This is a genomic window from Aquimarina sp. MMG016 (assembly GCF_018100805.1).
Taxonomy (GTDB): Bacteria; Bacteroidota; Bacteroidia; order Flavobacteriales; family Flavobacteriaceae; genus Aquimarina.
Map to the genome: position 1 here is coordinate 302924 of NZ_JAGJEA010000002.1, position 23136 is coordinate 326059.

At 33.1% G+C, this 23136-nt stretch carries 21 protein-coding genes and 1 pseudogene; 19 read left to right on the forward strand and 3 right to left on the reverse strand.

What is annotated here, in order from left to right; genetic code table 11:
- Position 1 precedes the first annotated feature (1 nt).
- Positions 2-1618, forward strand: a complete 1617-nt coding sequence (locus J8M14_RS04295) for an FAD-binding protein (protein ID WP_211073347.1) — start codon at positions 2-4, stop codon at positions 1616-1618.
- 30 nt (positions 1619-1648) lie between these two features.
- Here J8M14_RS04295 and J8M14_RS04300 read toward each other — a convergent pair whose 3' ends face one another.
- Positions 1649-2284: a LysE family translocator gene (locus tag J8M14_RS04300; RefSeq protein WP_211073348.1), complete on the reverse strand. Its 636-nt coding sequence runs from the start codon at positions 2282-2284 to the stop codon at positions 1649-1651.
- A 38-nt stretch (positions 2285-2322) separates the two neighbouring features.
- Here J8M14_RS04300 and J8M14_RS04305 point away from each other — a divergent pair, with 38 nt between their 5' ends.
- Entirely contained in the window at positions 2323-2859 is a 537-nt protein-coding gene (locus J8M14_RS04305) for an Lrp/AsnC family transcriptional regulator (RefSeq protein ID WP_211073349.1), read from the forward strand.
- A 7-nt stretch (positions 2860-2866) separates the two neighbouring features.
- Here J8M14_RS04305 and J8M14_RS04310 read toward each other — a convergent pair whose 3' ends face one another.
- Complete coding sequence (locus tag J8M14_RS04310; RefSeq protein ID WP_211073350.1) at positions 2867-3997, reverse strand: PQQ-dependent sugar dehydrogenase; 1131 nt, start codon at positions 3995-3997, stop codon at positions 2867-2869.
- Positions 3998-4480: 483 nt separating this feature from the next.
- Between J8M14_RS04310 and J8M14_RS04315 the strand changes: the two genes are divergently transcribed.
- The 11 genes and pseudogenes from J8M14_RS04315 (at position 4481) to J8M14_RS04365 (ending at position 16047) form a co-directional block, all read left to right on the forward strand.
- Positions 4481-6868 (forward strand): outer membrane beta-barrel family protein, encoded by a 2388-nt coding sequence (locus J8M14_RS04315; RefSeq protein ID WP_211073351.1) that lies wholly within the window; start codon positions 4481-4483, stop codon positions 6866-6868.
- A 157-nt stretch (positions 6869-7025) separates the two neighbouring features.
- Positions 7026-7172, forward strand: coding sequence for a hypothetical protein (locus tag J8M14_RS04320; protein WP_211073352.1), 147 nt, complete (start codon positions 7026-7028; stop codon positions 7170-7172).
- Positions 7173-7248: 76 nt separating this feature from the next.
- On the forward strand, positions 7249-8523 hold the full coding sequence (locus tag J8M14_RS04325; RefSeq protein WP_211073353.1) for a hypothetical protein: 1275 nt from the start codon (positions 7249-7251) through the stop codon (positions 8521-8523).
- An 83-nt stretch (positions 8524-8606) separates the two neighbouring features.
- Positions 8607-10820 carry a peptidase domain-containing ABC transporter gene (locus tag J8M14_RS04330; protein ID WP_211073354.1) on the forward strand — a complete coding sequence of 738 codons (2214 nt, stop codon included), beginning with the start codon at positions 8607-8609 and terminating at the stop codon, positions 10818-10820.
- A gap of 146 nt (positions 10821-10966) precedes the next feature.
- Positions 10967-12346: an exonuclease domain-containing protein gene (locus J8M14_RS04335; RefSeq protein WP_211073355.1), complete on the forward strand. Its 1380-nt coding sequence runs from the start codon at positions 10967-10969 to the stop codon at positions 12344-12346.
- 112 nt (positions 12347-12458) lie between these two features.
- Positions 12459-12698, forward strand: a complete 240-nt coding sequence (locus J8M14_RS04340) for a hypothetical protein (RefSeq protein WP_211073728.1) — start codon at positions 12459-12461, stop codon at positions 12696-12698.
- A gap of 61 nt (positions 12699-12759) precedes the next feature.
- A pseudogene (locus J8M14_RS04345) lies at positions 12760-13083 on the forward strand (YchJ family metal-binding protein).
- 136 nt (positions 13084-13219) lie between these two features.
- Entirely contained in the window at positions 13220-14257 is a 1038-nt protein-coding gene (locus tag J8M14_RS04350) for a helix-turn-helix domain-containing protein (RefSeq protein WP_211073356.1), read from the forward strand.
- Between the two features lie 97 nt (positions 14258-14354).
- Positions 14355-15122, forward strand: a complete 768-nt coding sequence (locus J8M14_RS04355; protein WP_211073357.1) for a type 1 glutamine amidotransferase domain-containing protein — start codon at positions 14355-14357, stop codon at positions 15120-15122.
- A 27-nt stretch (positions 15123-15149) separates the two neighbouring features.
- A complete protein-coding gene (locus tag J8M14_RS04360) occupies positions 15150-15584 on the forward strand; it encodes a nuclear transport factor 2 family protein (RefSeq protein ID WP_211073358.1) in 435 nt (144 codons plus the stop codon).
- Between the two features lie 10 nt (positions 15585-15594).
- A complete protein-coding gene (locus J8M14_RS04365) occupies positions 15595-16047 on the forward strand; it encodes a nuclear transport factor 2 family protein (RefSeq protein WP_211073359.1) in 453 nt (150 codons plus the stop codon).
- 86 nt (positions 16048-16133) lie between these two features.
- Here the strand turns inward: J8M14_RS04365 and J8M14_RS04370 are convergent, their stop codons facing one another.
- Positions 16134-16772 carry a DUF4494 domain-containing protein gene (locus J8M14_RS04370; RefSeq protein ID WP_211073360.1) on the reverse strand — a complete coding sequence of 213 codons (639 nt, stop codon included), beginning with the start codon at positions 16770-16772 and terminating at the stop codon, positions 16134-16136.
- 226 nt (positions 16773-16998) lie between these two features.
- Here J8M14_RS04370 and J8M14_RS04375 point away from each other — a divergent pair, with 226 nt between their 5' ends.
- The 6 genes from J8M14_RS04375 to J8M14_RS04400 all read left to right on the forward strand — a co-directional run bounded on the left by J8M14_RS04375 (position 16999) and on the right by J8M14_RS04400 (position 23017).
- Positions 16999-17334 (forward strand): hypothetical protein, encoded by a 336-nt coding sequence (locus J8M14_RS04375; RefSeq protein WP_211073361.1) that lies wholly within the window; start codon positions 16999-17001, stop codon positions 17332-17334.
- Between the two features lie 82 nt (positions 17335-17416).
- Positions 17417-19363 carry a right-handed parallel beta-helix repeat-containing protein gene (locus J8M14_RS04380; RefSeq protein ID WP_211073362.1) on the forward strand — a complete coding sequence of 649 codons (1947 nt, stop codon included), beginning with the start codon at positions 17417-17419 and terminating at the stop codon, positions 19361-19363.
- Between the two features lie 173 nt (positions 19364-19536).
- Positions 19537-21426: a type VI secretion system tube protein TssD gene (tssD, locus tag J8M14_RS04385; protein ID WP_211073363.1), complete on the forward strand. Its 1890-nt coding sequence runs from the start codon at positions 19537-19539 to the stop codon at positions 21424-21426.
- A 112-nt stretch (positions 21427-21538) separates the two neighbouring features.
- A complete protein-coding gene (locus J8M14_RS04390) occupies positions 21539-22111 on the forward strand; it encodes a hypothetical protein (protein ID WP_211073364.1) in 573 nt (190 codons plus the stop codon).
- Positions 22112-22387: a hypothetical protein gene (locus tag J8M14_RS04395; protein WP_211073365.1), complete on the forward strand. Its 276-nt coding sequence runs from the start codon at positions 22112-22114 to the stop codon at positions 22385-22387.
- A gap of 108 nt (positions 22388-22495) precedes the next feature.
- Positions 22496-23017: a hypothetical protein gene (locus J8M14_RS04400; protein WP_211073366.1), complete on the forward strand. Its 522-nt coding sequence runs from the start codon at positions 22496-22498 to the stop codon at positions 23015-23017.
- Positions 23018-23136: the final 119 nt, after the last annotated feature.

Sequence of the window (23136 nt, forward strand, 5' to 3'; positions counted from 1 at the left end):
AATGGCAACTACAACAACTTTTCAAAAATCTGAATGGGATACCTTACATAGAAATGGTCCTTTTAGATTAAAAATGCTACAGATTACAGAGTTAGAAGGAAAAACAAATATGCCTTCTTCTATAGATCGATATAATGATGCTGCAAAAGAGATACAAAGACTTATTAAAGAGGCACAAGATCATAATCATGGATTTCGTGCTTATGGGTCTAGATGGTCTATGTCTAATATTGCGCATCATTCGGATAGAATGCACTTTAATAGTTATATGAATATCGACCTTCCTATTCTATCTGATGAAGTACATTCTGATTCATCCTATGATCCAAGCAATCTGTTCTTCTTTCAATGTGGAAATACTATAAAAGAAATCTCTCAAGCTTTGGGTGCCCATGGAAAATCTCTAAAGACAACCGGGGCCAGTAATGGACAGACTATTGCTGGATGTATCTCCACAGGGGTGCACGGTTCTGCATTAGATGTAGGTTCTGTACAAGATTATGTTGTGGGATTAAACCTGATAATTGGACCTAATGACGATGATATAGTATATATAGAACGAGAGACTAAACCTGCTCTTACAGATGCTTATGCTTATAAAATTAAAGCAAGAGTGATAAGAGATGATGACACGTTCAATGCAGCCTTAGTAAGTTTAGGATCTTTTGGATTTATACATGGAGTAGTTATTGAAGCCGAAGATCGTTTTTTACTGAAACGTTATGTGCGAAAAATCGATAAGAATATTGCCTTGAAAATGGCTGATACCATGGATTTCGAAAATTCTGGGTTTATAATTCCCGAAGAAACCGATGCCCATGGAAAACCTAACCGACCATATCATTATAAAGTGTTTATTAATCAGTATGTAGATGATCCTGAGTATGTAGTGGAAGCAATGTATAAAAAAGCATATGCTACACCATATCCGGATCCTTTTACCACCATAGAGAAATCAGTATATAGGGATTTGATTTATCTTTTGATTAATATTAGTCAAAAATTTCCAAAGGCGATACCCTGGTTTATTAAACGATTAGAAAAAACAATTCTTCCGGAGGTTAATGAAGAAACCTTAGGCACTCTGTATGAGACCTTTTGGGATGCTCCATATCAGGGTCCCGCCTTTGCCTGTTCTTTTGGTGTAGACCATAAAGATTCATCAAAAGTTTTAAAAATATTGACAGATCTTACAATAAATGAAGGGCCAATCCCTGGAATATTCGCGATGAGGTTTGTAAAACAATCTGAGGCCACTATGGCGTTTACAAAGTTTCCTATTAGTTGTGTGATTGAGATCGATGGAGTATTATGGGAAAAAAGTAGAAAATTAATGAGTTTAAAAGAGTTCTCTCGTAGGATGATACAAGTCTTGCAACAACATAACATAGAATTCACTATGCATTGGGGTAAAAATGCAGATTGGGGATTTCCAGGTTTGGTAAACTATATGTTTAGTGATAAAGCAGATGCCTGGAAAGCACAACGAAATAAATTGCTTTCTCCAGAAATGCAAAAGTTGTTTTCTAATGACTTTTTAAAAACTATTGGATTAGCTGATATGGATACAATTATACCCATACCTATAGATGATGGAGCAGTTGCCCCAATTGTTTAAAACAGGTATTTAGATATCTCTACTTATTTATTAATCTTGCAACACCATTTGAATTCCTAATAGAATAAAAAGACCTCCAGTTGTTTTTGTCAACCATAATTTAACTTTTGGATTTCTATTAATCATAGAGGCTAACCTAGCAGAAAATAAAGCTAATACAAGACACCATATTGTACCTGTAAGCACAAAGGTAATACCCAAAATCAAAAATGGTAAAGAATCTTTAGCGTAGTTAGGATTTATAAACTGTGGTAAAAATGCTAAAAAGAACAGAGCAACTTTTGGGTTAAGAAGATTCGTAAAAACACCTGAAATATAAATCTTCGAATATTTTATTTTTTTATCGTTTCCTTCTTCGTTTTTTTGGGTATTAGCTTTAGATTTTGAAAGTAAAGAAATAACTCCTAAATAGATAAGATAAAGAGCTCCGGTATATTTGACAATATCAAAGGCTAATGCAGATTTTGCTAATAAAATGGATAAGCCTAAGGCTGCAAAAACACAATGTAAGATAGCGCCGGATGCTATTCCTAGAGCGGATATAATTCCAGATTTCTTTCCTTGAGAAATACTCCTTCCCAGAATATACATTGTATCTGCTCCAGGAGTGAGATTAAGGATAATACCTGCAATTAAAAAAGTGCTAAAGTTGATAATTCCGAACATATTGACTTGTTTTATTAAGTTTACTAATTCAAAGTTATATGTTAAAATGGATACTTCGAAGAGGAATCATTGCTATATTTTTGTTTTTACAAATGAAAAATGTTTATTTCAGTATAAAAACCAACGATTATATGCTTAGAGATAATTTGGACAGAAAAATTTTAGAATTATTACAAAAAAATGCACGTTTATCATTTGCCCAGATTGGTAGAGAAGTAGCACTTTCTCCTTCTGCAGTGGCAGAACGTGTACAAAGGTTAGAAGATGCTGAGGTGATTACAGGATATATAACACAGGTTAATCCTTCAAAACTTGGATGGCTGCTTTCTGCAATTATTATGATGAGTGTAAACAGAATTAATTTTCAACCATTTATTGATACGTTAGGTGATTATCCTGAGATGGAGTCCTGTACAAGGATAACTGGTAAAGATTGCTTGATTATGAAATTTCATTTAAGAGATAGCGCACATTTAGAAGAAGTTATTAATAAATTAACATTGCACGGAGACCCCACAACTCTCCTTATTTTGAATGAATTAAAAAAAGATAATAAAGTAACTATTGATAAATAGATCTTTTTTATTCAATCTTATTAATCTCTATAATACGATGTGTAGCACTCGTATCCCCATACGAATTTCCATTAGTTGCTATAAAAACACGCCCGGTTGGAGACACTGCAATATCTCGAATACGACCAAAATCTCCTGAAAAGAATACTTCTTCATTAACAATAGTAGTTCCATCAGCACTTAAGGTCAGCGCAATTAACTGCTGTTCTTTTAACACAGTCATTATTAACTTATTCGTCCACTGCGGAATTCGACTACCAGTATAATATACCAGATCGGACGGAGCAATAGTTGGCGTCCAGTTAAAAATAGATTCAGTCGTTGGGGTGGTATTATTAAAATCCTGTTCACTTTGCGTATCAATCACTCCTCTTACATTGGGCCATCCATAATTAGCAGCTGCCATAATACGATTAATCTCATCATCGGTGTTAGGGCCATGTTCAGAACTATAAATTTCACCATTGGCAAGCTGTACTAATCCCTGTGCATTTCTATGGCCTACACTATAAACATAACTATTAGGAAAAGGGTTATCACTAGGTATACTGCCATCCAGGTTAAGTCTAAGAACCTTACCACCCAATGAATTCATATCTTGTGATAGATTTGTATTCCCTGCATCTCCTGTGGTCATCATTAGGTGAAGGTCAGGAGTGATGAGTATACGAGAACCACTATGAATGTTATTAGCCGGTATATTATCTAGCAATGTTATTTCATCAGATAAGACATTATTGCTATATGTAAAACGCACTAATCGTTCTACCAAATCATTACCTTGTCTATAGGTATATACCGTGTATACATAAGGATCAGTATTAAAATTTGGATGATGCACCATTCCTAATAGTCCACTTTCCTGAACTTGTGCTACATTATTAATGGTGATTACATCTATTTGATCACCTGTATCCGGATTAATTCTGCTGATTTTCCCATTTCGCTCTGTTACCCAGAGAAAATTATCTGGTCCCCAGGTTAATTCCCAAGGCACACTTAAGGTACTAATTAAGGTTGTAGTAGCATCGGTTGTGTCCGGATCTGGGTTTGGATTACCAGAAGGGTCATCATCAGAGCAATAAAATAAAAGAAATGACACAAATACCGCTCCTAAGAACTTCAGTTCACTTTTCATAAGATTAATGTTTTAGGTTTTTACTTTTTAAAATAAACAGTATTCAAGGGGGACACTCAAAACATAATTCTATGCGTATAGTATAACCTTAGCTTTATGATTTTAGTATAAAAGCGTTCGGTTTTTAGGTAAAAAAAATTGTATGGAAACAAAAAATATAAAAAAATAGTGAAGAGATGTTAACCTTTTGGTTTCGGTTAACCTCTTGTTTCACTCTGTTTTTATTGATATTCAGGGTTTAAAAAATATTGAAAATTCTATGTATAGTAAACCGTGTTTTGACTAATATTTTTTAGGAAAAAATCCCTAAATCTATACTACGTATGACCAAGTATTTCTTCAGTTATTTGTCCTGTACAAAAGAATCTATTTCACTATCCAAATAAGGGCAAAGCTCTCTTTCAAGAAAATTACTACCCATATAAATTTACAATCGTAAAACTGCTACAGGTTTTATGAAAAACTATCACAATAAAGAACATCATGAAAAAGAGCAATCAATTTTTCACAATTTTATTTTTTCCCTTTTGCATTTTCGCACAGCATCAGATTACCGGAACTGTAAAAGACTCATTAAGCTATATAGAGTTTGCTAACGTAGTATTAACCAATAGTAATAATGAGTTTGTAAAAGGTACTATTACGGATGAAAAAGGATCTTTTTTATTAGAGGTTGAGCCAGGAGATTATGTCTTAACTATAACTTTTATAGGGTATAAAAAATATAGCAGTAGTATTACAGTTTCTAAAGATCTTACTATAGGAGAAATCACCTTACAAGAGGATGCTTCTCAACTAAACGAAATAGTGATTACAGCCGAGAAGAAACTTATCGAGAGAAAAGTAGATAGATTGGTATTTAATGTAGAGCAATCTATCTCAGCCTCTGGAGGATCATCTTTGGATGCACTAAAAGTCACTCCCAGAATACGAGTCCAGAATGATCAGATTTCAATGATTGGTAAAAGTGGTATGGGAGTTCTGGTTGATGATAGACTCATTCAACTTTCAGGAGAGGATTTAACCAATTTTCTTAAAACTATCAAGTCTGATGATATTAAGAGTATAGAAGTAATTACCAATCCTCCTGCCAAGTATGAAGCAGAAGGCAATAGTGGGCTAATCAACATTAAGCTTAAGAAGAGTAGGCAAGATAGTTGGAACCTGGCAATTCGATCGGCATACCAACAGGCTTCATATCCTACCGGAAATTTTGGTATGGGGTTTACATATCAGAAGAATAAACTTACCTTATTTTCTGATGTTAACTATACTAAGGGATCAATTGCACCAGATAAAAAGTACTATATAGATTATCCGGAACAATTTTGGTTCGAACAGCATCAAACACGAGATTTTACCAATGCTTTGGGATATAAGCTAGGGGTAGATTATAAACTCTCAGAAAAACTAACAACAGGATTTCAACTTCTAGGAAGTTATAATGAACCTAATATAGAAGAAAATAATAGAACTACGCTCACAAATGTAGCAACGAGATTAGTCGATTCATTGATCATTACCAGGTCTAAAACATATAGAAAAAGAGCTTACAATTCTATAAACTATCATATGGTTTATGAGATGGATACAATTGGTAGGGTATTATCCTTGGATGTGGATTATTTTAAATACAGGAGTGATGACGAAAGGATATTTTCATCCAACAACTTTTTTGCGAATGGAGCGACAATTCCTAATTCATTTTTTGCAGCACAGAATATTGGGGATCAGGATATATCTAATTATGCTGTCAATATAGATATGCAGCATCCTATAAAAGATGTCAATTTTAATTATGGGGGTAAACTATCCTTTACAGATACCAAAAATGGAGTGCTATTCAATGAATTAACCACAGGGATTCCGATAATAGACCCAATGCAAAGTAATGAATTCGAATATAAAGAAGATACACAGGCTTTATATGTGTCTGCTAGCAAGGCGATAGGAGAAAAGTGGGAAGCACAGTTAGGGTTAAGGATGGAAAGCACTCAATTAGAAGGAAATTCTATTACACTAAATCAAATTAACAAAAACTCGTACACAGAACTTTTTCCCACAGCATATCTGTTATATATGATTAATGATGATAATACGCTATCATTAAACTATGGAAGGAGAATAGACAGGCCTACTTTTGGGTGGTTAAACCCATTCAGATGGTACTCTTCATTATTTTCTTTCTCAGAAGGTAATCCAATGCTACAGCCTTCATTCACCACTAATATAGAATTAGAATATGCACATGGAGACAATTGGATAAATTCAATTTATTATTCTAAACTTTCTGACGGATTCGAGTTTGTTACAGACGTTGATCAAGCCACCAATACTCAGATGATCGTGGCCAGAAACTTTATAGAAACTGATATCATAGGACTGTTTGAGATGGTATCGATAGAACCGTGGGATTGGTTATCTGTTAATGCTGCATTGAATATCTATTATAGTCATGCTGAATCAAAGATACCGATCACCAATCAATCTTTGTCCGGATGGAACCTGGAAAGTTTTATTAGTAGTGACATTGTATTACAAAAAGACAATAACATTTTAGCTAATGTTACCTATATAGTAGCATCTGATGGTGTAGATAATTTGGATCGAAACACCGCGTTTTCCCAACTAGATGCCTCCCTAAAACTGTTTTTCTTGGATAAGAACCTCCAGATTACGATTGCTGCCAATGATATACTGAGCAGTAGTAGGCCAGAATATATTGGAGTTTCTAATAATCTAAGAACCAGTTTTCAAAATTATTATGATACCCGAAATTTTAAAATTGCAATGTCCTACAATCTAGGCAAGAAGATCGATAGAGAAGATCGGGAAGCCAAGAATGAAGTAGAAAAAGAGAGGGTGAATTAAGTAAAAACATACTGTTTAATACATCTAATTATAGCTGATTATACCAGTTGTACAGGGATCGTATTGAAGTTAAGATAATGCTTGCAAGCTGAGACCAACAAGGAATCTAATGTCTGTAAACTGTGATTCAATTATCTAAATATTAAATTTTATCAAAATGAAAAATCAAAAATTCAATGCCAGAGAGTTCTTAAATGTAAAAACGTTATCTCCACTAGAAGAAACACAAATCGTAGGGGGTAGAGATAAAGTTAAAGTAAAAGTAAAAGTGAAGATCAAAACCAGACTCACTACAACACTTTAATAGTTGGAACCATAATGAAGGAATCGGGAGGATTTATTTCTCCTGATTTCTCTCTAAGGAATTAAAAGATAATATTATGGAAAAAATAATCAAAAAAACGGAACATTTTAGTAAAGCATGGTGGGATAATTTTCTGGTTGAAAATGAAAATTTCACTAAAACTAAAGTCTTTAGTAATACCCTAAATGATAAACAAGTAAATAAGTTAAATGCTGAGGTATTAACAATTCTTAGGAATATGTATAAGCACAATGTTAATATAGAAGGCTTTAGGTTTTATTTGGACAGTGAAGAGCAGAATGAAGATTATGTTAAGGAACATATATTCAATAAACCACCTCCATTGGAGCATGAAAATATGGAACAATATGCAGCCCGGATGTTTAAAGACCAGAAATTCGCCATTATCCTCAATTTCACCGAAAAGTATTCTAATGAAATGGCAAAAATGCTTCGCAAAATGGTAGATCCACTTATCCAGAAAATGGGATATCCATTATTAGGGTTAGACGGTACTATATTTATTGGTAATTACGGATATACACCACTAGGCATTCATCAAGATAGAAGAGGAGAAAATGTAATGCATTTTCATTTAGGACCAGGAGATAAAATCATGTACAATTGGGAAGAAGATTTATACGAAGAATTAGCACAGTCCAAACCTAATAATACCAATATCAAACCATTATTAAAGCATGCTCAGAAATATGAATTCAGCACAGGAGATGTATATTATATGCCCTGGAATAAATGGCATTTAGGATATTCTGGTGATTTATCGGTTGCGGTAACATTATGGTTTAATAACCCGACCAAAGATACGTATACAAAGGCCATGTTTCGATCCTTGCAGGTACAGTATATTAATGAAGATGATACGGTACTAACTTTAGATAGTGATACCAGTAATGTACATCCGTTATTAGCAGTCGAGAACCTTCATCGAGAAACTAGTTTTCTGGATATTCTGGATCATGTAAGTAAAGAGTACAGGCTTGCTATCCTTAGTAACGGAGGATGGTCCGGGCTACCTTTAACGCTTAAAGCGGAAGAAACCTTTGATTTAGATGAAGACTATGGCATTTTGGCCGGCAAGCAGATCAAAACTCCAGAATTTTTCAAGATTTATTCTGTAAAATTCGAAGACGAATTGACATTTTTTGCCAGAGGATATAAAATGGAAATTAAATACCATCCTGAATTAGAAAATATTATCAAAAGATTAAATACTCATGAAGTTATCGCTGTAGATGAATTAATTAAAAAGCTCTCAGAAGATTGGCCGGTAGATGCGGGGCTCTATTTTCTAGGTCTGCTTTATGATAAAAAAGCAATAGAAATTGTTTAAGAGAACCATACATATTCTAAAATAAAGAATGTGTCTTAATATGATTCAATAGATCATCCAAACCTCAAAAATCAAATAATAAAATGTCTTTTCAATTTACACACCAGCATGATAATATGGATTGCGGACCAGCTTGCTTAAGTATGGTAGCCAGCAGTTATGGAAAGAACTATCCCTTAAAATATTTAAAAGATAATTCTGCGATTACTCGCGAAGGAGTCTCTTTAAGTGGGATACGAGAAGCAGCAGGAGAGATAGGCCTGGATGTAGTTTCTTCAAAAATTAGTATTGAGGATCTCAAAGCCAATAAAGACTTTATGCCCTGTATAGTACATTGGAACCAAAATCATTTTGTAGTTCTTCGTAAGATCTCTAAAAACCTTTTTAATGATGGATATACTTATCATGTGGCCGATCCGGCACATGGAGTAGTTCGGTTATCCGAGGAAAACTTCAAGAAATCTTGGTTATGTGGAGATGAGGAAGGTATTATATTGTTTCTGTTTCCAACAAAAGAGTTTCATGAAAAAGAATCGGTGAAAAAAGAAAAAGTATCTATAAAGTATATGTTTAGTTTTCTAAAACCTTATAGAAAACAACTTACCTATATGTTCTTCTTATTATTGATAGGTAGTGGATTAACATTAATCTTTCCATTTCTTACTCAATTATTGATTGATAAAGGAGTGAATGTTAAAGATATAGATTTTGTGTTTTTAATTCTTTCTGCCCAGCTAGGGGTTTTCCTGGGATCGATTACCATAGATATTTTTCGTAACTGGCTAATGTTATATGTGGGTACACATCTTAGTATTACTATCATTTCAGATTTTATAAAGAAGATGTTACAGTTACCGATTAAGTTTTTTGATACCAAAAAGAAAGGAGATTTTATTCAGCGTATACAGGATAATGAGCGGATAGAAGAGTTTTTAACATCACAAGGGCTTACCACATTATTTTCCTTAATAACATTTGCTGTTTTCTTCGGAGTATTCTGGTATTATGATCATAAAATATTTTTAGTATACCTCTTATTAACTGTTATTGCTGTAGGTTGGTCTTTCTTCTGGCTTAAGAAACGTAAGCGATTAGACTATTATCGTTTTCAACAGCGTAGTGAGGATCAGGAATCCATTTATGAAATTATTAATGGGGTGACAGAGATGAAAATCAATCAGTTTGAGGATTTTAAAAGAAAAGAATGGGAGAAGATCCAACAAAAACTCTTTAAATTAAATATTAGAATACTTAAAATCGATCAGATTCAGCTTTCTGGTTTTGAGTTTATAAATCAATTAAAGAATATTCTGGTTACTTTTTTAGCAGCGACCTATGTAGTTCAGGATAAGATGACATTAGGGGCACTATTGAGTGTATCGTATATTATTGGCCAGATGAATTCACCGATCAATCAATTGATCACTTTCTTTAGATCGTTGCAAGATGCTAAATTAAGTTTAGAACGATTAAACGAAGTACAAAATCATCCGGTAGAAGAGCAAGAAGGGCAGAAACCTATTATTAGGTCTAATACCTATAAAAAGAACGGAATCGAGAGAGGAATCCACCTGAATAATGTAAGCTTCAGGTATGGTGGATCAATGTCTCCAGAAGTACTAAAAGATATAGATCTTTGCATTCCTGAAGGTAAGATAACCGCCATAGTAGGTGCAAGTGGAAGCGGCAAAACCACACTGATGAAATTATTACTTAGATTCTATGATCCTACAGAAGGGCAGATACATTTTAATCATGATAATATTTTGGATATTTCTCCAAAAAGTATACGTGAGAATTGCGGAGTCGTGATGCAAGATGGATATATCTTTTCGGATACTATAGCGCGTAATATCGCGACAGGTGATGAAGATATCGATGTTGATAAACTAAATCATGCGATTAAAATAGCCAATATAGAAAATTTTATATCGTCTTTACCGCTAGGACTAAAAACCAAAATAGGTGCAGCAGGTAATGGAATATCAGGAGGTCAACGTCAACGAATTCTTATTGCCAGAGCAGTCTATAAAAATCCTCACTATATTGTTTTTGATGAGGCCACTAGTGCATTGGATGCCGAAAACGAAAAAATAATACACGATAACCTACAAGGGTTTTTTAAGCAAAAAACAGTATTGATCATTGCACACCGATTAAGTACGGTAAAAAACGCAGATCAGATTATTGTACTAAAGAATGGTGAAATAGTAGAAAGTGGTAATCATCAGGAACTAGTCGAGCATAAAGCGGATTATTTTAATCTGGTCAAGAACCAGCTGGAATTAGGAAATTAGTAGTTGTTTAGCGTTTAGGAATTATGGATATATTGTATATGAATAGGGGATAGTTTTAAAGTATTTGGAAAAATTCCATTTAATAGGATAAATTCCATTTTGTCATTTTTTATTGTAGTTTTGCAGATAGCAAAATTTATCATCTTATGCAAGACCAACTATATGCTGTAATTGATGTAGAAACTACAGGAAAAGGAATATCCGGTAACTGCATTACAGAAATATGTATAGTAGTATTACGTGGTAACCAGATCATCGATAAATTCACTTCGTTGGTCAATCCCGAGCAAAATATTCCGTCTTTTATTACTGGCCTTACCGGTATTGATAATGATATGGTTCGCGATGCTCCAAGATTTGAGGAAATTTCAGACCGTATTCTGGAGATGACTAAGGATGCCATTTTTGTGGCACATAATGTGAATTTTGATTACAATGTAATTCGTGGAGAGTTTAAAAACCTTGGGCATGCCTTTACCCGAAAGAAACTATGTACAGTTCGTCTAGCCAGAAAACTGATTCCGGGATTACTATCTTATAGTTTAGGCAGGCTTTGCAATACGCTGAACATTCCTTTAGAGGGTAGGCACAGAGCAGAAGGTGATACCGATGCCACAGTAATCTTGTTTCAGAGAATTTTATCCTTAGATCCGAATTACAAGGTTATTAGTTCATTTTTAAACGCTCGATCTAAACAAGCTACTTTACCACCACATTTAAACCGATCCTATATTGATCAATTACCTGAGGAAACAGGGATTTATTTATTCAAGGATCAAAAAGATAAAATTATTTATGTCGGAAAGGCGAAAAACATAAAACAACGAGTGACCAGTCATTTTTATGACAAAAAGAATAGAGAATATGCTTTGGGTCAGAACACTTATGCAATTGATTATGAGGTGACAGGTAATGAGTTGGTTGCATTATTATCTGAAGCCGAAAAAATCCGCAAACACTATCCAGAGTATAATATAGCGCAAAAAAGACCGGCAGCTACCTATCGGATCATGCATTATACCAATAGAAAAGGAATTGTGCAATTAGCCATTGATAAGGCTACGATTAATGATAATCCATCGGAGATCTTTTATCATAAAACTGAAGCAATAGAGCGGTTAGAGCGCCTATGCGAAGATCACCGTTTATGCCCTAAGTATTGTAATTTGCAGAACATAACCGGCAGTTGCTCACATTATAAAATAAAAAACTGCAAGGGCGTATGCGATGATCGAGAATCTGTGGCATTATATAACATTCGTGCACAACAAGCACTACATGAATTACAAGAGCAGAAGCAGACCTATGTAATCAGAGAAAAAGGTAGGGAAGCAGATGAACAGAGTTTTGTAATGATTAGAGACGGTATCTATAAAGGTTATGGATTTATTAGTCTTTCAGAACAAGTATCTAGTTTAGAAGAATGCGAAAATTATTTGGTTGCTCAAAAACACACTTACCATACTGCCAAAATCATACATAGCTACTTACGAAAACACGGTGAGCGAAATGTGGAGTATTTATAAATAGAGTCATATTATTTACCATAAATGCGGTTTCATGTAGTGCTTTATCAGGTTTATAGTACTATTAAACAGGGTACAAAATCTCCAATTTCACAGCATTTATAACAGATGTATGGCCAATAAGATATTTTATATTAAGTCTGAAAATAATTGTATGTTGCAATCCATAAGTGAATGGAATATGCCTAAGAAAGGAAAGGAAAAAAACACACATAATAAAGCAAAGCATGCTAAACTAATGCAGCGCAAAAAGAATAAGCTCAAAAAAGAAAAAGAAGAGAGGGCAGCACGATTAAAAGCTTTAGTTCGAAAGATGCATCAACAAAAAAATAGAGAAACTCCTAATGAGTAATTGTTATTGTGGCTTAACAAAACCGTATGATGCCTGTTGTGGAAAAGTTCATCAGGATATTATGAATGCAGCTACTGCAGAAGACCTAATGAGATCCCGCTATAGTGCTTTTGTATTAGCTAAGGGTGATTATCTGATGAAAAGCCATTATAGTGCTACCAGACCTTCGTCTAAAGAAAAGAAATCTATTATACAATGAACCAAATCGGTTAATTGGATCAAGTTAGAAGTGTTGCATACATCAAAGGGAATGTCAAAAGATACAGAAGGCACAGTAGAATTTAAGGCGTTTTATTATGAACAAGGCACTTTGCAAGTCATCCATGAGCATTCTTCATTTATCAAAGAAAATGGTCACTGGGTGTATTTGGGTAAGGTTTCATAGGGATTTGCAAGAATTGTTATTTATTTCGAGTTATAATGAAGTGTAGCAGAGTAATTGTATAAAGAATTGTATCCAGAGACTTTTGAACCTCTAATATCTAAAAGATACTTTTTATATTTACTCCATAAATACAGATATGGATGTACAGCAGCAATTGATTTTTTTGTTTAGCGCTTTAGGCGCATCTAATGGGTTGTTTTTAAGTCTTTATTTTGGTTTTTTTACTAAACAGAAACAACGATCTAGTTATTTTCTTTCGGCTTTGCTGTTTGTATTAAGTGTAAGAATAATTAAATCTATTTTTTTCTATTTTAACCCTCAGTTATCTGAGTTATTTATTCAAATCGGCCTCTCTGCTTGTGTACTTATCGGTCCTTTTCTGTATTTATATAGTACAGCAGTTTTTTCGGATAAAAAATCCAATACGTGGCTACTACATATTCTACCGGCTGCATTTGTACTAATTGTGCTATGTGTGCTATATCCTTATTGGGAATACCGAAGACTATGGGCAGGATATATAATAAAATTGATCTATCTTCAATGGTTTATCTATATCATTATTACCGGCATATTTCTTAAGTCAATATTAAAAAAACTCTTTTCTAAAGAATCCAAACTAAAAGATATAGACATATGGGTACTTAGTATTTTTATTGGGATTACCTTGATTTGGTTAGGATATAACATTGGCTCTTATACATCTTATATTGTCGGTGCTCTTTCTTTTTCTTTTGTTTTTTATCTGTTGGTATTGTTCTGGATTTTCAAGAGAAAAAAGAACACCATGTTTTTTGAAGATCAAGTTAAATATGCAAACAAAAAAATTAGCGAGGATGAAGCTATAGCTTTTAAAGAGCGACTTCATACTATGATCATAGAACAAGAGTTATATAAAAACGCAAATATAAAGCTTCAGGATGTGGCTAATGGATTAAAAGTACCATCACATTATCTTTCTCAGTTTTTAAATGATAATTTGGGTAAGAGTTTTTCTCTTTTTATAAATAAGTATCGAATTGAGGAAGCAAAACGTTTATTGACCATAGAGGACAACCTTACCACAGAAGCTATAGGTTATGAATGTGGTTTTAATTCTAAGTCTACTTTTTTTACTGCTTTTAAAAAGATTACCGGTTTGACTCCAAATCAATATAAGAAAGAAAAACACTAGTTTTTTTAGTACTATTTTATAAAACCGAACTTCTATTTTATAATTCATAAATCAATTTTGATCAAGAAGTTTCAATTTGCTGATAAATAAATTCAGTATGCGAAACACAATATCATTTATTTTTATTGCTTTTCTGATATGGGGTTGTGAAACTTCATTTCACGAACAACATAAAAACTCTGCAGGTAAAATTTTATTTATTACATCTAATCAGCATACCTATGGTGATACTGATATCAATACTGCTAATCATTTTGCGGAAATCGTTTTGGCTTATGATGTATTTGTTAAAGAAGGGTATCGGATAGATTTTGTTAGTCCGAAAGGTGGTGCTATTCCTATTGGGTATATCAAAACTTCAGATTCTATACAAAAAAGGTACCTATATGATACTACATTCATGAATTTGCTTAAAAACACTAAGAGACCAATAGATATAAATGCTTCAGACTATAAAGCTGTGTATTATAGTGGAGGAGGAGCGGCAATGTTTGGCGTTCCAGAAAATAAGACTATACAAAGTATAAGTAGAAAAGTTTATGAAAATAATGGAGTAGTATCTGCTATTTGTCATGGAACAGCCGGTATCGTAAATATTACAAAAATCGATGGGAGTTACCTTTATAAAGGGAAGAAAGTCAATGGTTTCCCGGATAAATTCGAAAATAAAGAAGCTAAGTATTATCAGCAATTTCCATTTTCTATTGAAGAAACCATTCGAAAAAATGGGGGCTCCTTTGTATACTCTGAAAAAGGTTGGGATGGGTATTATACCATTGATGGTAGATTGATTACAGGACAGGATCCCACAGCCTCGGCATTGGTGGCTCAAAAGATTATCGAAACAATTCAACAATCAAATTAATATACAAAACCTTAAAAAACGAAACAGATGATGAAAACTATTGTATTAACATTTTTATTACTTACCACTTCTTTAGCTTCTATACATGCACAAAGTGATGACTATAAACTGGTAGCACAAACTGTATCGTATTACCTGGATGGTGGAACGAATAACAATTTTGAAACCGTACAAAAAGCATTTCACCCTAATGCGATAATGAGAGGAATTAGGGGAGGAAAATATATGGAAATAAATGCGCTTGAATTCTTTAAGAAAGTAATAAAACCAGGACCTAAACAGAATAGAAAAACTCGTATCGATTATATTAATATATCCGGAAATACCGCTAGTGCAAAGCTAGAAATAGAATATCCGAACTTTATGTTTATAGATTATATGAATTTATTGAAAGTGGACGGGGAATGGAAGATAGTAAGTAAGATTTACTATAGAAAGTCTTTTGAAAATAACAATAACTAAAAACAACCATATGAAAATATTATATAGTGTATTGCTTATTTGCTTATCGTGCAATATAAGCACAGCCCAAACCTATATCGGAGATAAAAATGAAATTGAAGATATTCTACAAAACCTAGAGGATTTTTCAAGGTATGTAATGAGTTCATCATACCAAAAAATTGGAAACTCATATACGGATGATGCCAAGATATTTCCAAATAACACCAAGATTTTGGCTGGTAAACCTGCCATTATAAATTATTGGACTTTACCGGAAGGAGTTAATATCATTCATCATAAAATTATGCCTGATGAAATCAGAATAGTTGATAATACAGCCTATGATTATGGATATTATGAAGGTGTTACCAAAAAGATTGATGGTAAAGAAGTAACTTGGAAAGGGAAGTATGTAATAGTATGGAAAAAGGTAAATACAGAGTGGAAGATATACCTGGATATTTGGAATGGTGTAAAATAATCTTTATTGTATAACTATAAAAGCCTCAACCCTAAAAGATAAGATAATTCCAAAGGTTGAGGCTCTTAAGCCGAGAGATGAGTTGTTTACTCCTCCTCTCCAAATTCATCATATACTGCCATAGGAACTTCTACAGGAGTAAATGTAGTTATAGGATCTTCTTGTTCTTCAACTTCAGTAGTGTCATCAATTTCGGAATGTGATGTCTCGGTTTCTATTTTTTCTTCTTCGACTTCAGGAACAGAGTTTTTTATAGTATTGAACCTTTCAATTCGACTTAACTCTCCTTCCTCACCTGAGAAATAAGCAAATACATCCATAATAGGAGATTCTGCAATCGCAGGAATTGTATAATCACCCATAGTACCATTCATTACAATATTAGTGTTATCAAAAGCTTCTTTAACATCATTACCTTGTACCAATAAATACATATTAGATTTCCTCTCTTTACCACTTTCTTCATCATAAGCAATTAAAGAGACTTTAGACTTAAACCAACGGTCAGAATTTTCAAAAGGGTGTATCTCAGCAAAATTTGCAACTTTTATATTTGTGATTTTAAACTCTTCACTAATATAGGCAGACATTTCCTCATTGATTCTTGATTCTGCTTCTGTATAGGATACAGCGTCTACCAAATAAGGCTCAGTAGTTACTTTCTGTACTCCAGAATCATTCATTTTTCTATACTTTATTTTGCACTCATACCAGGTTGCACTCATATAATTATTTTTTAGGATGCGAATATAAATTTTAAAGGAATTTCTGAAGAGTGTGATTCAAAATAGATATTCACAATTTTTGAATTATTTTTTTAAGAAAAACCTTATTATTAAATAATATAATACTTTAACCTATTATGGTATAGGTTTGCAATCCTCCTTAATTATTGTAATATTGTTTTAGATTACAAGTTATATAAATAACTACACCATAATTTTGTATTTAATGAATTTACTATTTGGAATGATTGGCCCCTGGCAAATAATATTATTGGTTATCATTATCGTTTTATTGTTTGTTTTTCCGTTCTACTTGATCTTTTACAAACAAAAAGAAAAAGAACATGGGATCCCCATTTTTGCTAAAATATTGTTGATTATTCCTTCACTTACTTGGTTAGGTATTATTACGGGATTATATATTTTATTGAGGAAAAAAGAATACCCTGATGGTAAAGGTTATAAGTTTAATAAACACACCAGAAATTATGGTATATTTCTCCTTAGTTTAAGTATAGTTTCCACCATATTCTATATTGTAGTGAGAGGAATTACTGAATAAAGTAGTGTCAAAAAGGTAACATTAATATGTTTTTTGACATAAACTTTATACAATCACAAATTATTAACCTCATACCACCCAAATGAAAAGCTTATTTCCTTATCTATTGATTGTTTTTACTATTGTTATAGTTTCGTGTAGTAATGAAAGTCTGGATACTGACTTACCATCACTGATTATTGCCGATCCTGAACTTCCTGAGAATACATCTACTACACCTTGTGATTTTGATCTCTCTGATGTTACAGTTAATCAAACATTAGTTATTGATTGTGTATTAGATCTTAGAGGGGAAACTGTTACGTTACCCGAAAATGTGATTTTTGAGTTTGATAAAGGTGATATTATTAATGGTACACTTAATTTTACTGGTGGAGGACGGATTGATGGGCGATTACTAAATTCAAAACTTACACTGGAAGGCGATGTGCAATTAATTGATCCAACTTTTAAGTTTTATGCTTTGAGATGGGATTTGGTAGAAGGAAGTACAATTTCTGATATAGCACTGCAAAATACTGAAATATTAGAAAGAGTGATGTTTTTAACCAAATACCTTGGAGCGACCACCTTTTTAATCAACAAACTAAATGCTTTTTTCGAAGTTACCAAGGTTACCAGTACTACCTCTGACCAGAATTTTTATCCTTCGCTGGAAGCGGTGAATATTCCTTCTAATTTTACGTTAGAAATGACTGATAAAACGCATCTACGTATATTTCCGGGAGAGGCAGGAACAAGAGGAGGCACAATTCTGGCAGTAAGGGATGTAGAAAATGTAACTATAAAAGGAGGAACATTATATGGGGATCGTGATCAACGTATATATTCACCAAATGATGATGGTCAGGAAGGAAGCCATTTATTTCATATTCATTCAGGAAGAAATATTACCGTAGATGGAATACGTTTTGAAGAAGGATCTGTAGGGTCAATTGCAATATATTCTTTTGGATTTTCTTTTAATCCTAATTATAATCCTACCAATGGTGTTGTTATACGTAACTGTGTATTTAAGGATTCACGAAGAATGTCTATTGCCTTAACTGATGGGCGAGATATTCTTATCGAAGGCAATACTTTTATTAATAATGGTATGCCTTCTACCAATTCTGATGGAGGAGAAGTTGGTTATGCCATTAATATTGAACCGGATCGGTTTAGAGATGATAATGGAGTATTGATGGAACGCCAAAAGGTTTTTGATGTTCAGATCAGGGGTAATACAGAAACCGGAAGCAGAGGAGGTTTTGTAACACTAACTATTGGGCAAGACCTAACCGTAGAAGATAATGATATTGGAACACGAGTAGTATACTCTCTGGTTTCGGGATCCAAAGTGAGTAATAATAGATTCACTGCATCAGGAAGCGCAGCAGATAGCTGGGCGATCTTTGCCGCAGGAAGTGGAGAAACCGTATTTGATAATGAAATTGCAGGTAATATAATTACTGGGTATAGCTTGGGTATTGCTGCAGGATCAATAGATGCGTATATACATGACAATACTATAACAGATTGTGGAGGTGGTATCCAAATTAATAGAGGTGCTAGGCAAGCTAGAATCATAAATAATACTATTTCTGTTACCGGAAATGGAGTCCAGGCTACTAATACCGAGGCAAATGATGTTTTGGTTCTTCAAAACACAATAACTTCAGAAGGTTTTCATGTCTATTTCGTAAATCTTAATAATACCGAAGAACACAAAGATCAAAAGGTAGTATTAGAGGATAATACCTTTATAAATAGTAGAGCTGTTACTTTTTCCAATTCTAGAGGCATTACCTTTATAGGTAATGAGATAGATGGGGGAATGGAAGTAGGTAATGTATTTAATACTCGTATTGTAAGTAATATCATAAGACCTAATGAAAGTGATGGTATCCGTTTGTTTGGTACCCATCAAAATGTGGAAGTAATGAATAATACTGTATATGAACCTACCGGTGCTGCTCGATACATCTGTATCAATAATAATTCTGATACTCCGGAGGGTATAGTAGAAAATGGGAATACTTGTAATTAAATCTTTAAAATGTTTCCTACATACATTTTTATTCAATGGTCATTGATCGATAAAGTGTTGATGTTCAACAAAAATTATTAGTATTATTCTTATTCATATTATAATATTTAGTTAATTTGGAGATGTAGTTATCCCCACTATTGATTTAAGAATACTTTAAAAATGAATAGCCTATGGCCTTTCAGGCAAAATTATTTATTAATGGCGAAGAGCGAAATGTATTAAATAGCTCATTCCTATACCGACAACTTATTGATCATACCGGTCGTCCTAAGACCAGTGTAAATGGTGGTCAACTTCATTTTATCCTGGAATCTACCAAGAATGATGAATTGTTCTATGATTGGATGTTTGCAGATCATCAAACATATCAGGGATATCTGCGATTTTATGATCGTGATGGATTTAGAAAACTATTTGATTTTGAATTTGCCAATTGCCATTGTGTAGGGTTAACAGAAAGTTTTAGTGCTACCGGCAATGAACCTTTGCGCATGGAACTTACCCTATCACCAGGTATTCAAAAAGTACGTGATCAAATCTTTGAAAAAGCCTGGAATCCTAATAATCCTTTTAAAGAGGAGGCGGTTCCCGTGACTACATTAGAGACTCCTCAAACTCAAATCACGAGAATTGCTTGGGTAAATAGTGATAGTCAAGAAGAAAACATTACTGAAATTAGGGTTACCCAAAGAGCATCACTAATTGCAGAAATTCAAAATCCGGAAGGCAGCACAGCTACAATTACCATAGAAAAAGAAGATGGAACAGAATTCGATAGCGGCCAAAAGCAATTATCATTTACTGAATCAATAAGCAGCGATGGTATTGTAGAATTATCTCCTTTTGAAATTAAAGAGCAATGGGAAGAATTTAAAAAAGCAGATATTGATAAATTGATAGCTAGGGTTCAGCATAATGGATCTAGTAAAACTAGTTCTTCTCTGAAAATCATTCCAAAGCCAAAAGTTTTAGTGAATTTTAGAACACATAACAACTATAAAGGTGAGTATGGATTTGATTGGATGCGTATGGGAGATACAGGAAAACCTGGTGATTCATGGTACAAAAATATCATAGGTAGCAATAAAACAGGAAGTTTTGTTCAGGATGATAAAGAATATGTAAAGCTTGGTAAAAAATTTGAACAGCTTCCGCACCCTATAAAACCTAAGGATATTTATCTTGTCCCTGTTTTATCTCTTTATCCAAATAAAAGTGCTAAATTTTCTTTAAAAGTAGAAGTAAAAGATTATGATGCTCAGAAGATAGAATATAAGTTTGATGATACATTGTTTACTCTTAGTAAAAAAGAAGTGTCTCATAAAACTGTTGGAAAAAAGACCTTACCTGATGATTTGGAGATTAAGTGTATTAAAGAATTTTCTACTGATCAGTATATAGAAGTATTGGCAGATGGAGAATTTGCCGGAAAGTTAAAGGTTATAGCTAATGATAAGACAAATAGATATAAAACTAATGTAGTTTTTGTTAAAGTTAAAACTGATTTGTCTGGTTCGGGAAGACCTAAAGCAACAGTTATAAGTGGAAGAGATAAAGAATTAAATAAATATATGATTCAGGCTTTAGCCAAACCCTCATATAATACTGTTGAACTTGATTTGTCAACGGATTCCACTTTTAATACAAATTTTTCTAATGGTAGTACTTTAAAGAATGCTGGTACTGATGCTTTTCAAGATCATTTAAATACTGCACTAGCAAGTGGCATTAAAAAAGACTATAGTGACTACTATAAAATATATTTTATAAATGAAGAAGACGGAGGTTTGTATGGTAGAGCTTATGATATCCCTGCACCTAAGGCATCAAGATCAGTGATAGTTTTAAAGCCTGGGTTAACCGATAGTACCTTGGCTCATGAGGCTTTTCATGCTATGGGATTATATCATAGTTTTGATGATGATGGAGAATTTACCTTTGAGCAAAATAAGACTGATAATATTATGGATTATTCAGATATTGCAACTCCTCCTATACCAGTGATAAGTACTTGGCAATGGCAATGGGGAGTACTTCATAAGAACCTTGACAAAGAATAATAACATGAAAACCTATTTTATTACATTTTTTATAGTTCTATTAAGTTGTAATAAACAACAAAATCAACATTTGTCTCAAAAGATAAATGGATCAAAAATACAGCAAAATACCATGGAAACATTTGACATAGAAAGATTTAATAAAAACAAGGATGAAGAAGGGAATTATATTTATACAACAAATGATGGGTATACAGTTGAAGAATCTGGAGGACTTAATGATGGAGGGTTCATAAAAATCAAATATAAAGCAGCTGATGATTTTAGAGATTTTTTTAGGTTTTTCTCCAGTGGTAAACTAAAAATACAGGGGCGGTTTTACCACAACGAGTTCGACTGTAATACTTGGAGTTATTATGATGAGCAGGGAGAACTTGATAAAAAAGTAGATTATGATCAACCTTTTGTATTCCACTGGGATAAAATCAAGGCATATCTTACTCAACATGAGTGTGATTTAGAAAAAGACATTATAAGAGTGTCTCGATATACAGATGAAAATACACCTCCTTTTTGGGAATTAGAATTTAATGGAAAATACAAAAAGATAAAAGGTCGATTTGTGATTAAACTAGATGGTGTAACAGGAGAAGAAATAATTGTAAAACAATTTTTAGGAAAAAAGACTGTAGGTAAATCCGGTACTACTGCGGATTACAAAATATTGTTGAACAAGGAGGGATAAATGAAATATTTTATCCTTTATTTTCTTTTTGTATTTGCAGCTCGGGATTGTTCAGAGCCTCAACAAAATATTGACTTAGACATTTATGCAGCTGATGCGACAACCAAAATAATGCTGTCAGATGCAGAAATTGGCAATTATGGATTGGATGATGGTGAGAATAAAATATGTATAAAAGAAGGTAATACAGATAGTATGAGACATCTAAAACTTATACTGGAACTAAAAAAGAAAGAAAAAAGCACAAGAGCCATTTGTATTTCATTATGTGGTTAAAAAATCAGGATACAATACTGATACTATAAATTATAATAATCGTGGTTTTACATCTTCGAATCGAAATGAAGTTACTTTGGATACGATATATTTAAAGAAGTTATCACCATGAAATCAATTTTGACTATTTATATTCTTGTATTATTTTCATCTTATGTGATTAATGCAGACTATTATTGCAGTCCACGTAGAATGCCCCTAAGTAAAATCAAAATTTCTAATTATAATTTGATAAAAGGTTATTTTATACCACACGACAGGTCAAACGTGCACCTCGCTAAGTTTTTTGTCCTTTCATCTAGTGATTCTCTGTATTGCGATAATCAAGCATATCCAGTATATCAATATGGTCCCTTTGGAAGTAAGTGTGAAAAATATGAAATGGGTCAATCTCCACTACCAGATATTAATTGCGGTTCTGATAAAACCAGATACCTAATTGTTTATAAGAATAGAGGAGATGGAGAACGAATTGTAACTCCTATTTTTTATGGAAAAGGTTTAGAAATAGATATAAACGGCGATATGATAAGAGATTATTATGAATATACATCTTTGTGTGAATTCGAAAATTACTTCATTCATAACACTAGAAACGATAGTGTTTCGTTTTATGCCTTAAAAAAATAACTTGATAACCATCTGATTTTAAGGGTTTAATTTTTTTATAGTTTTCTTGTAAAAAATCATAATTAACATAATTATAAGAGTTTTACTAGTAACATTTTCTTTTTTTGAACATAAATTGG

Coding starts and splice junctions, on each gene's coding strand:
- tssD (WP_211073363.1), top strand. CDS start 19,537: ATGGCCTTTCAGGCAAAATTATTTATTAATGGCGAAGAGCGAAATGTA.
- J8M14_RS04310 (WP_211073350.1), bottom strand. CDS start 3,997: ATGAAAAGTGAACTGAAGTTCTTAGGAGCGGTATTTGTGTCATTTCTT.
- J8M14_RS04380 (WP_211073362.1), top strand. CDS start 17,417: ATGAAAAGCTTATTTCCTTATCTATTGATTGTTTTTACTATTGTTATA.
- J8M14_RS04320 (WP_211073352.1), top strand. CDS start 7,026: ATGAAAAATCAAAAATTCAATGCCAGAGAGTTCTTAAATGTAAAAACG.
- J8M14_RS04330 (WP_211073354.1), top strand. CDS start 8,607: ATGTCTTTTCAATTTACACACCAGCATGATAATATGGATTGCGGACCA.
- J8M14_RS04360 (WP_211073358.1), top strand. CDS start 15,150: ATGATGAAAACTATTGTATTAACATTTTTATTACTTACCACTTCTTTA.
- J8M14_RS04350 (WP_211073356.1), top strand. CDS start 13,220: ATGGATGTACAGCAGCAATTGATTTTTTTGTTTAGCGCTTTAGGCGCA.
- J8M14_RS04375 (WP_211073361.1), top strand. CDS start 16,999: ATGAATTTACTATTTGGAATGATTGGCCCCTGGCAAATAATATTATTG.
- J8M14_RS04315 (WP_211073351.1), top strand. CDS start 4,481: ATGAAAAAGAGCAATCAATTTTTCACAATTTTATTTTTTCCCTTTTGC.
- J8M14_RS04400 (WP_211073366.1), top strand. CDS start 22,496: ATGAAATCAATTTTGACTATTTATATTCTTGTATTATTTTCATCTTAT.
- J8M14_RS04355 (WP_211073357.1), top strand. CDS start 14,355: ATGCGAAACACAATATCATTTATTTTTATTGCTTTTCTGATATGGGGT.
- J8M14_RS04335 (WP_211073355.1), top strand. CDS start 10,967: ATGCAAGACCAACTATATGCTGTAATTGATGTAGAAACTACAGGAAAA.
- J8M14_RS04365 (WP_211073359.1), top strand. CDS start 15,595: ATGAAAATATTATATAGTGTATTGCTTATTTGCTTATCGTGCAATATA.
- J8M14_RS04305 (WP_211073349.1), top strand. CDS start 2,323: ATGTTAAAATGGATACTTCGAAGAGGAATCATTGCTATATTTTTGTTT.
- J8M14_RS04390 (WP_211073364.1), top strand. CDS start 21,539: ATGGAAACATTTGACATAGAAAGATTTAATAAAAACAAGGATGAAGAA.
- J8M14_RS04395 (WP_211073365.1), top strand. CDS start 22,112: ATGAAATATTTTATCCTTTATTTTCTTTTTGTATTTGCAGCTCGGGAT.
- J8M14_RS04300 (WP_211073348.1), bottom strand. CDS start 2,284: ATGTTCGGAATTATCAACTTTAGCACTTTTTTAATTGCAGGTATTATC.
- J8M14_RS04295 (WP_211073347.1), top strand. CDS start 2: ATGGCAACTACAACAACTTTTCAAAAATCTGAATGGGATACCTTACAT.
- J8M14_RS04370 (WP_211073360.1), bottom strand. CDS start 16,772: ATGAGTGCAACCTGGTATGAGTGCAAAATAAAGTATAGAAAAATGAAT.
- J8M14_RS04340 (WP_211073728.1), top strand. CDS start 12,459: ATGGCCAATAAGATATTTTATATTAAGTCTGAAAATAATTGTATGTTG.
- J8M14_RS04325 (WP_211073353.1), top strand. CDS start 7,249: ATGGAAAAAATAATCAAAAAAACGGAACATTTTAGTAAAGCATGGTGG.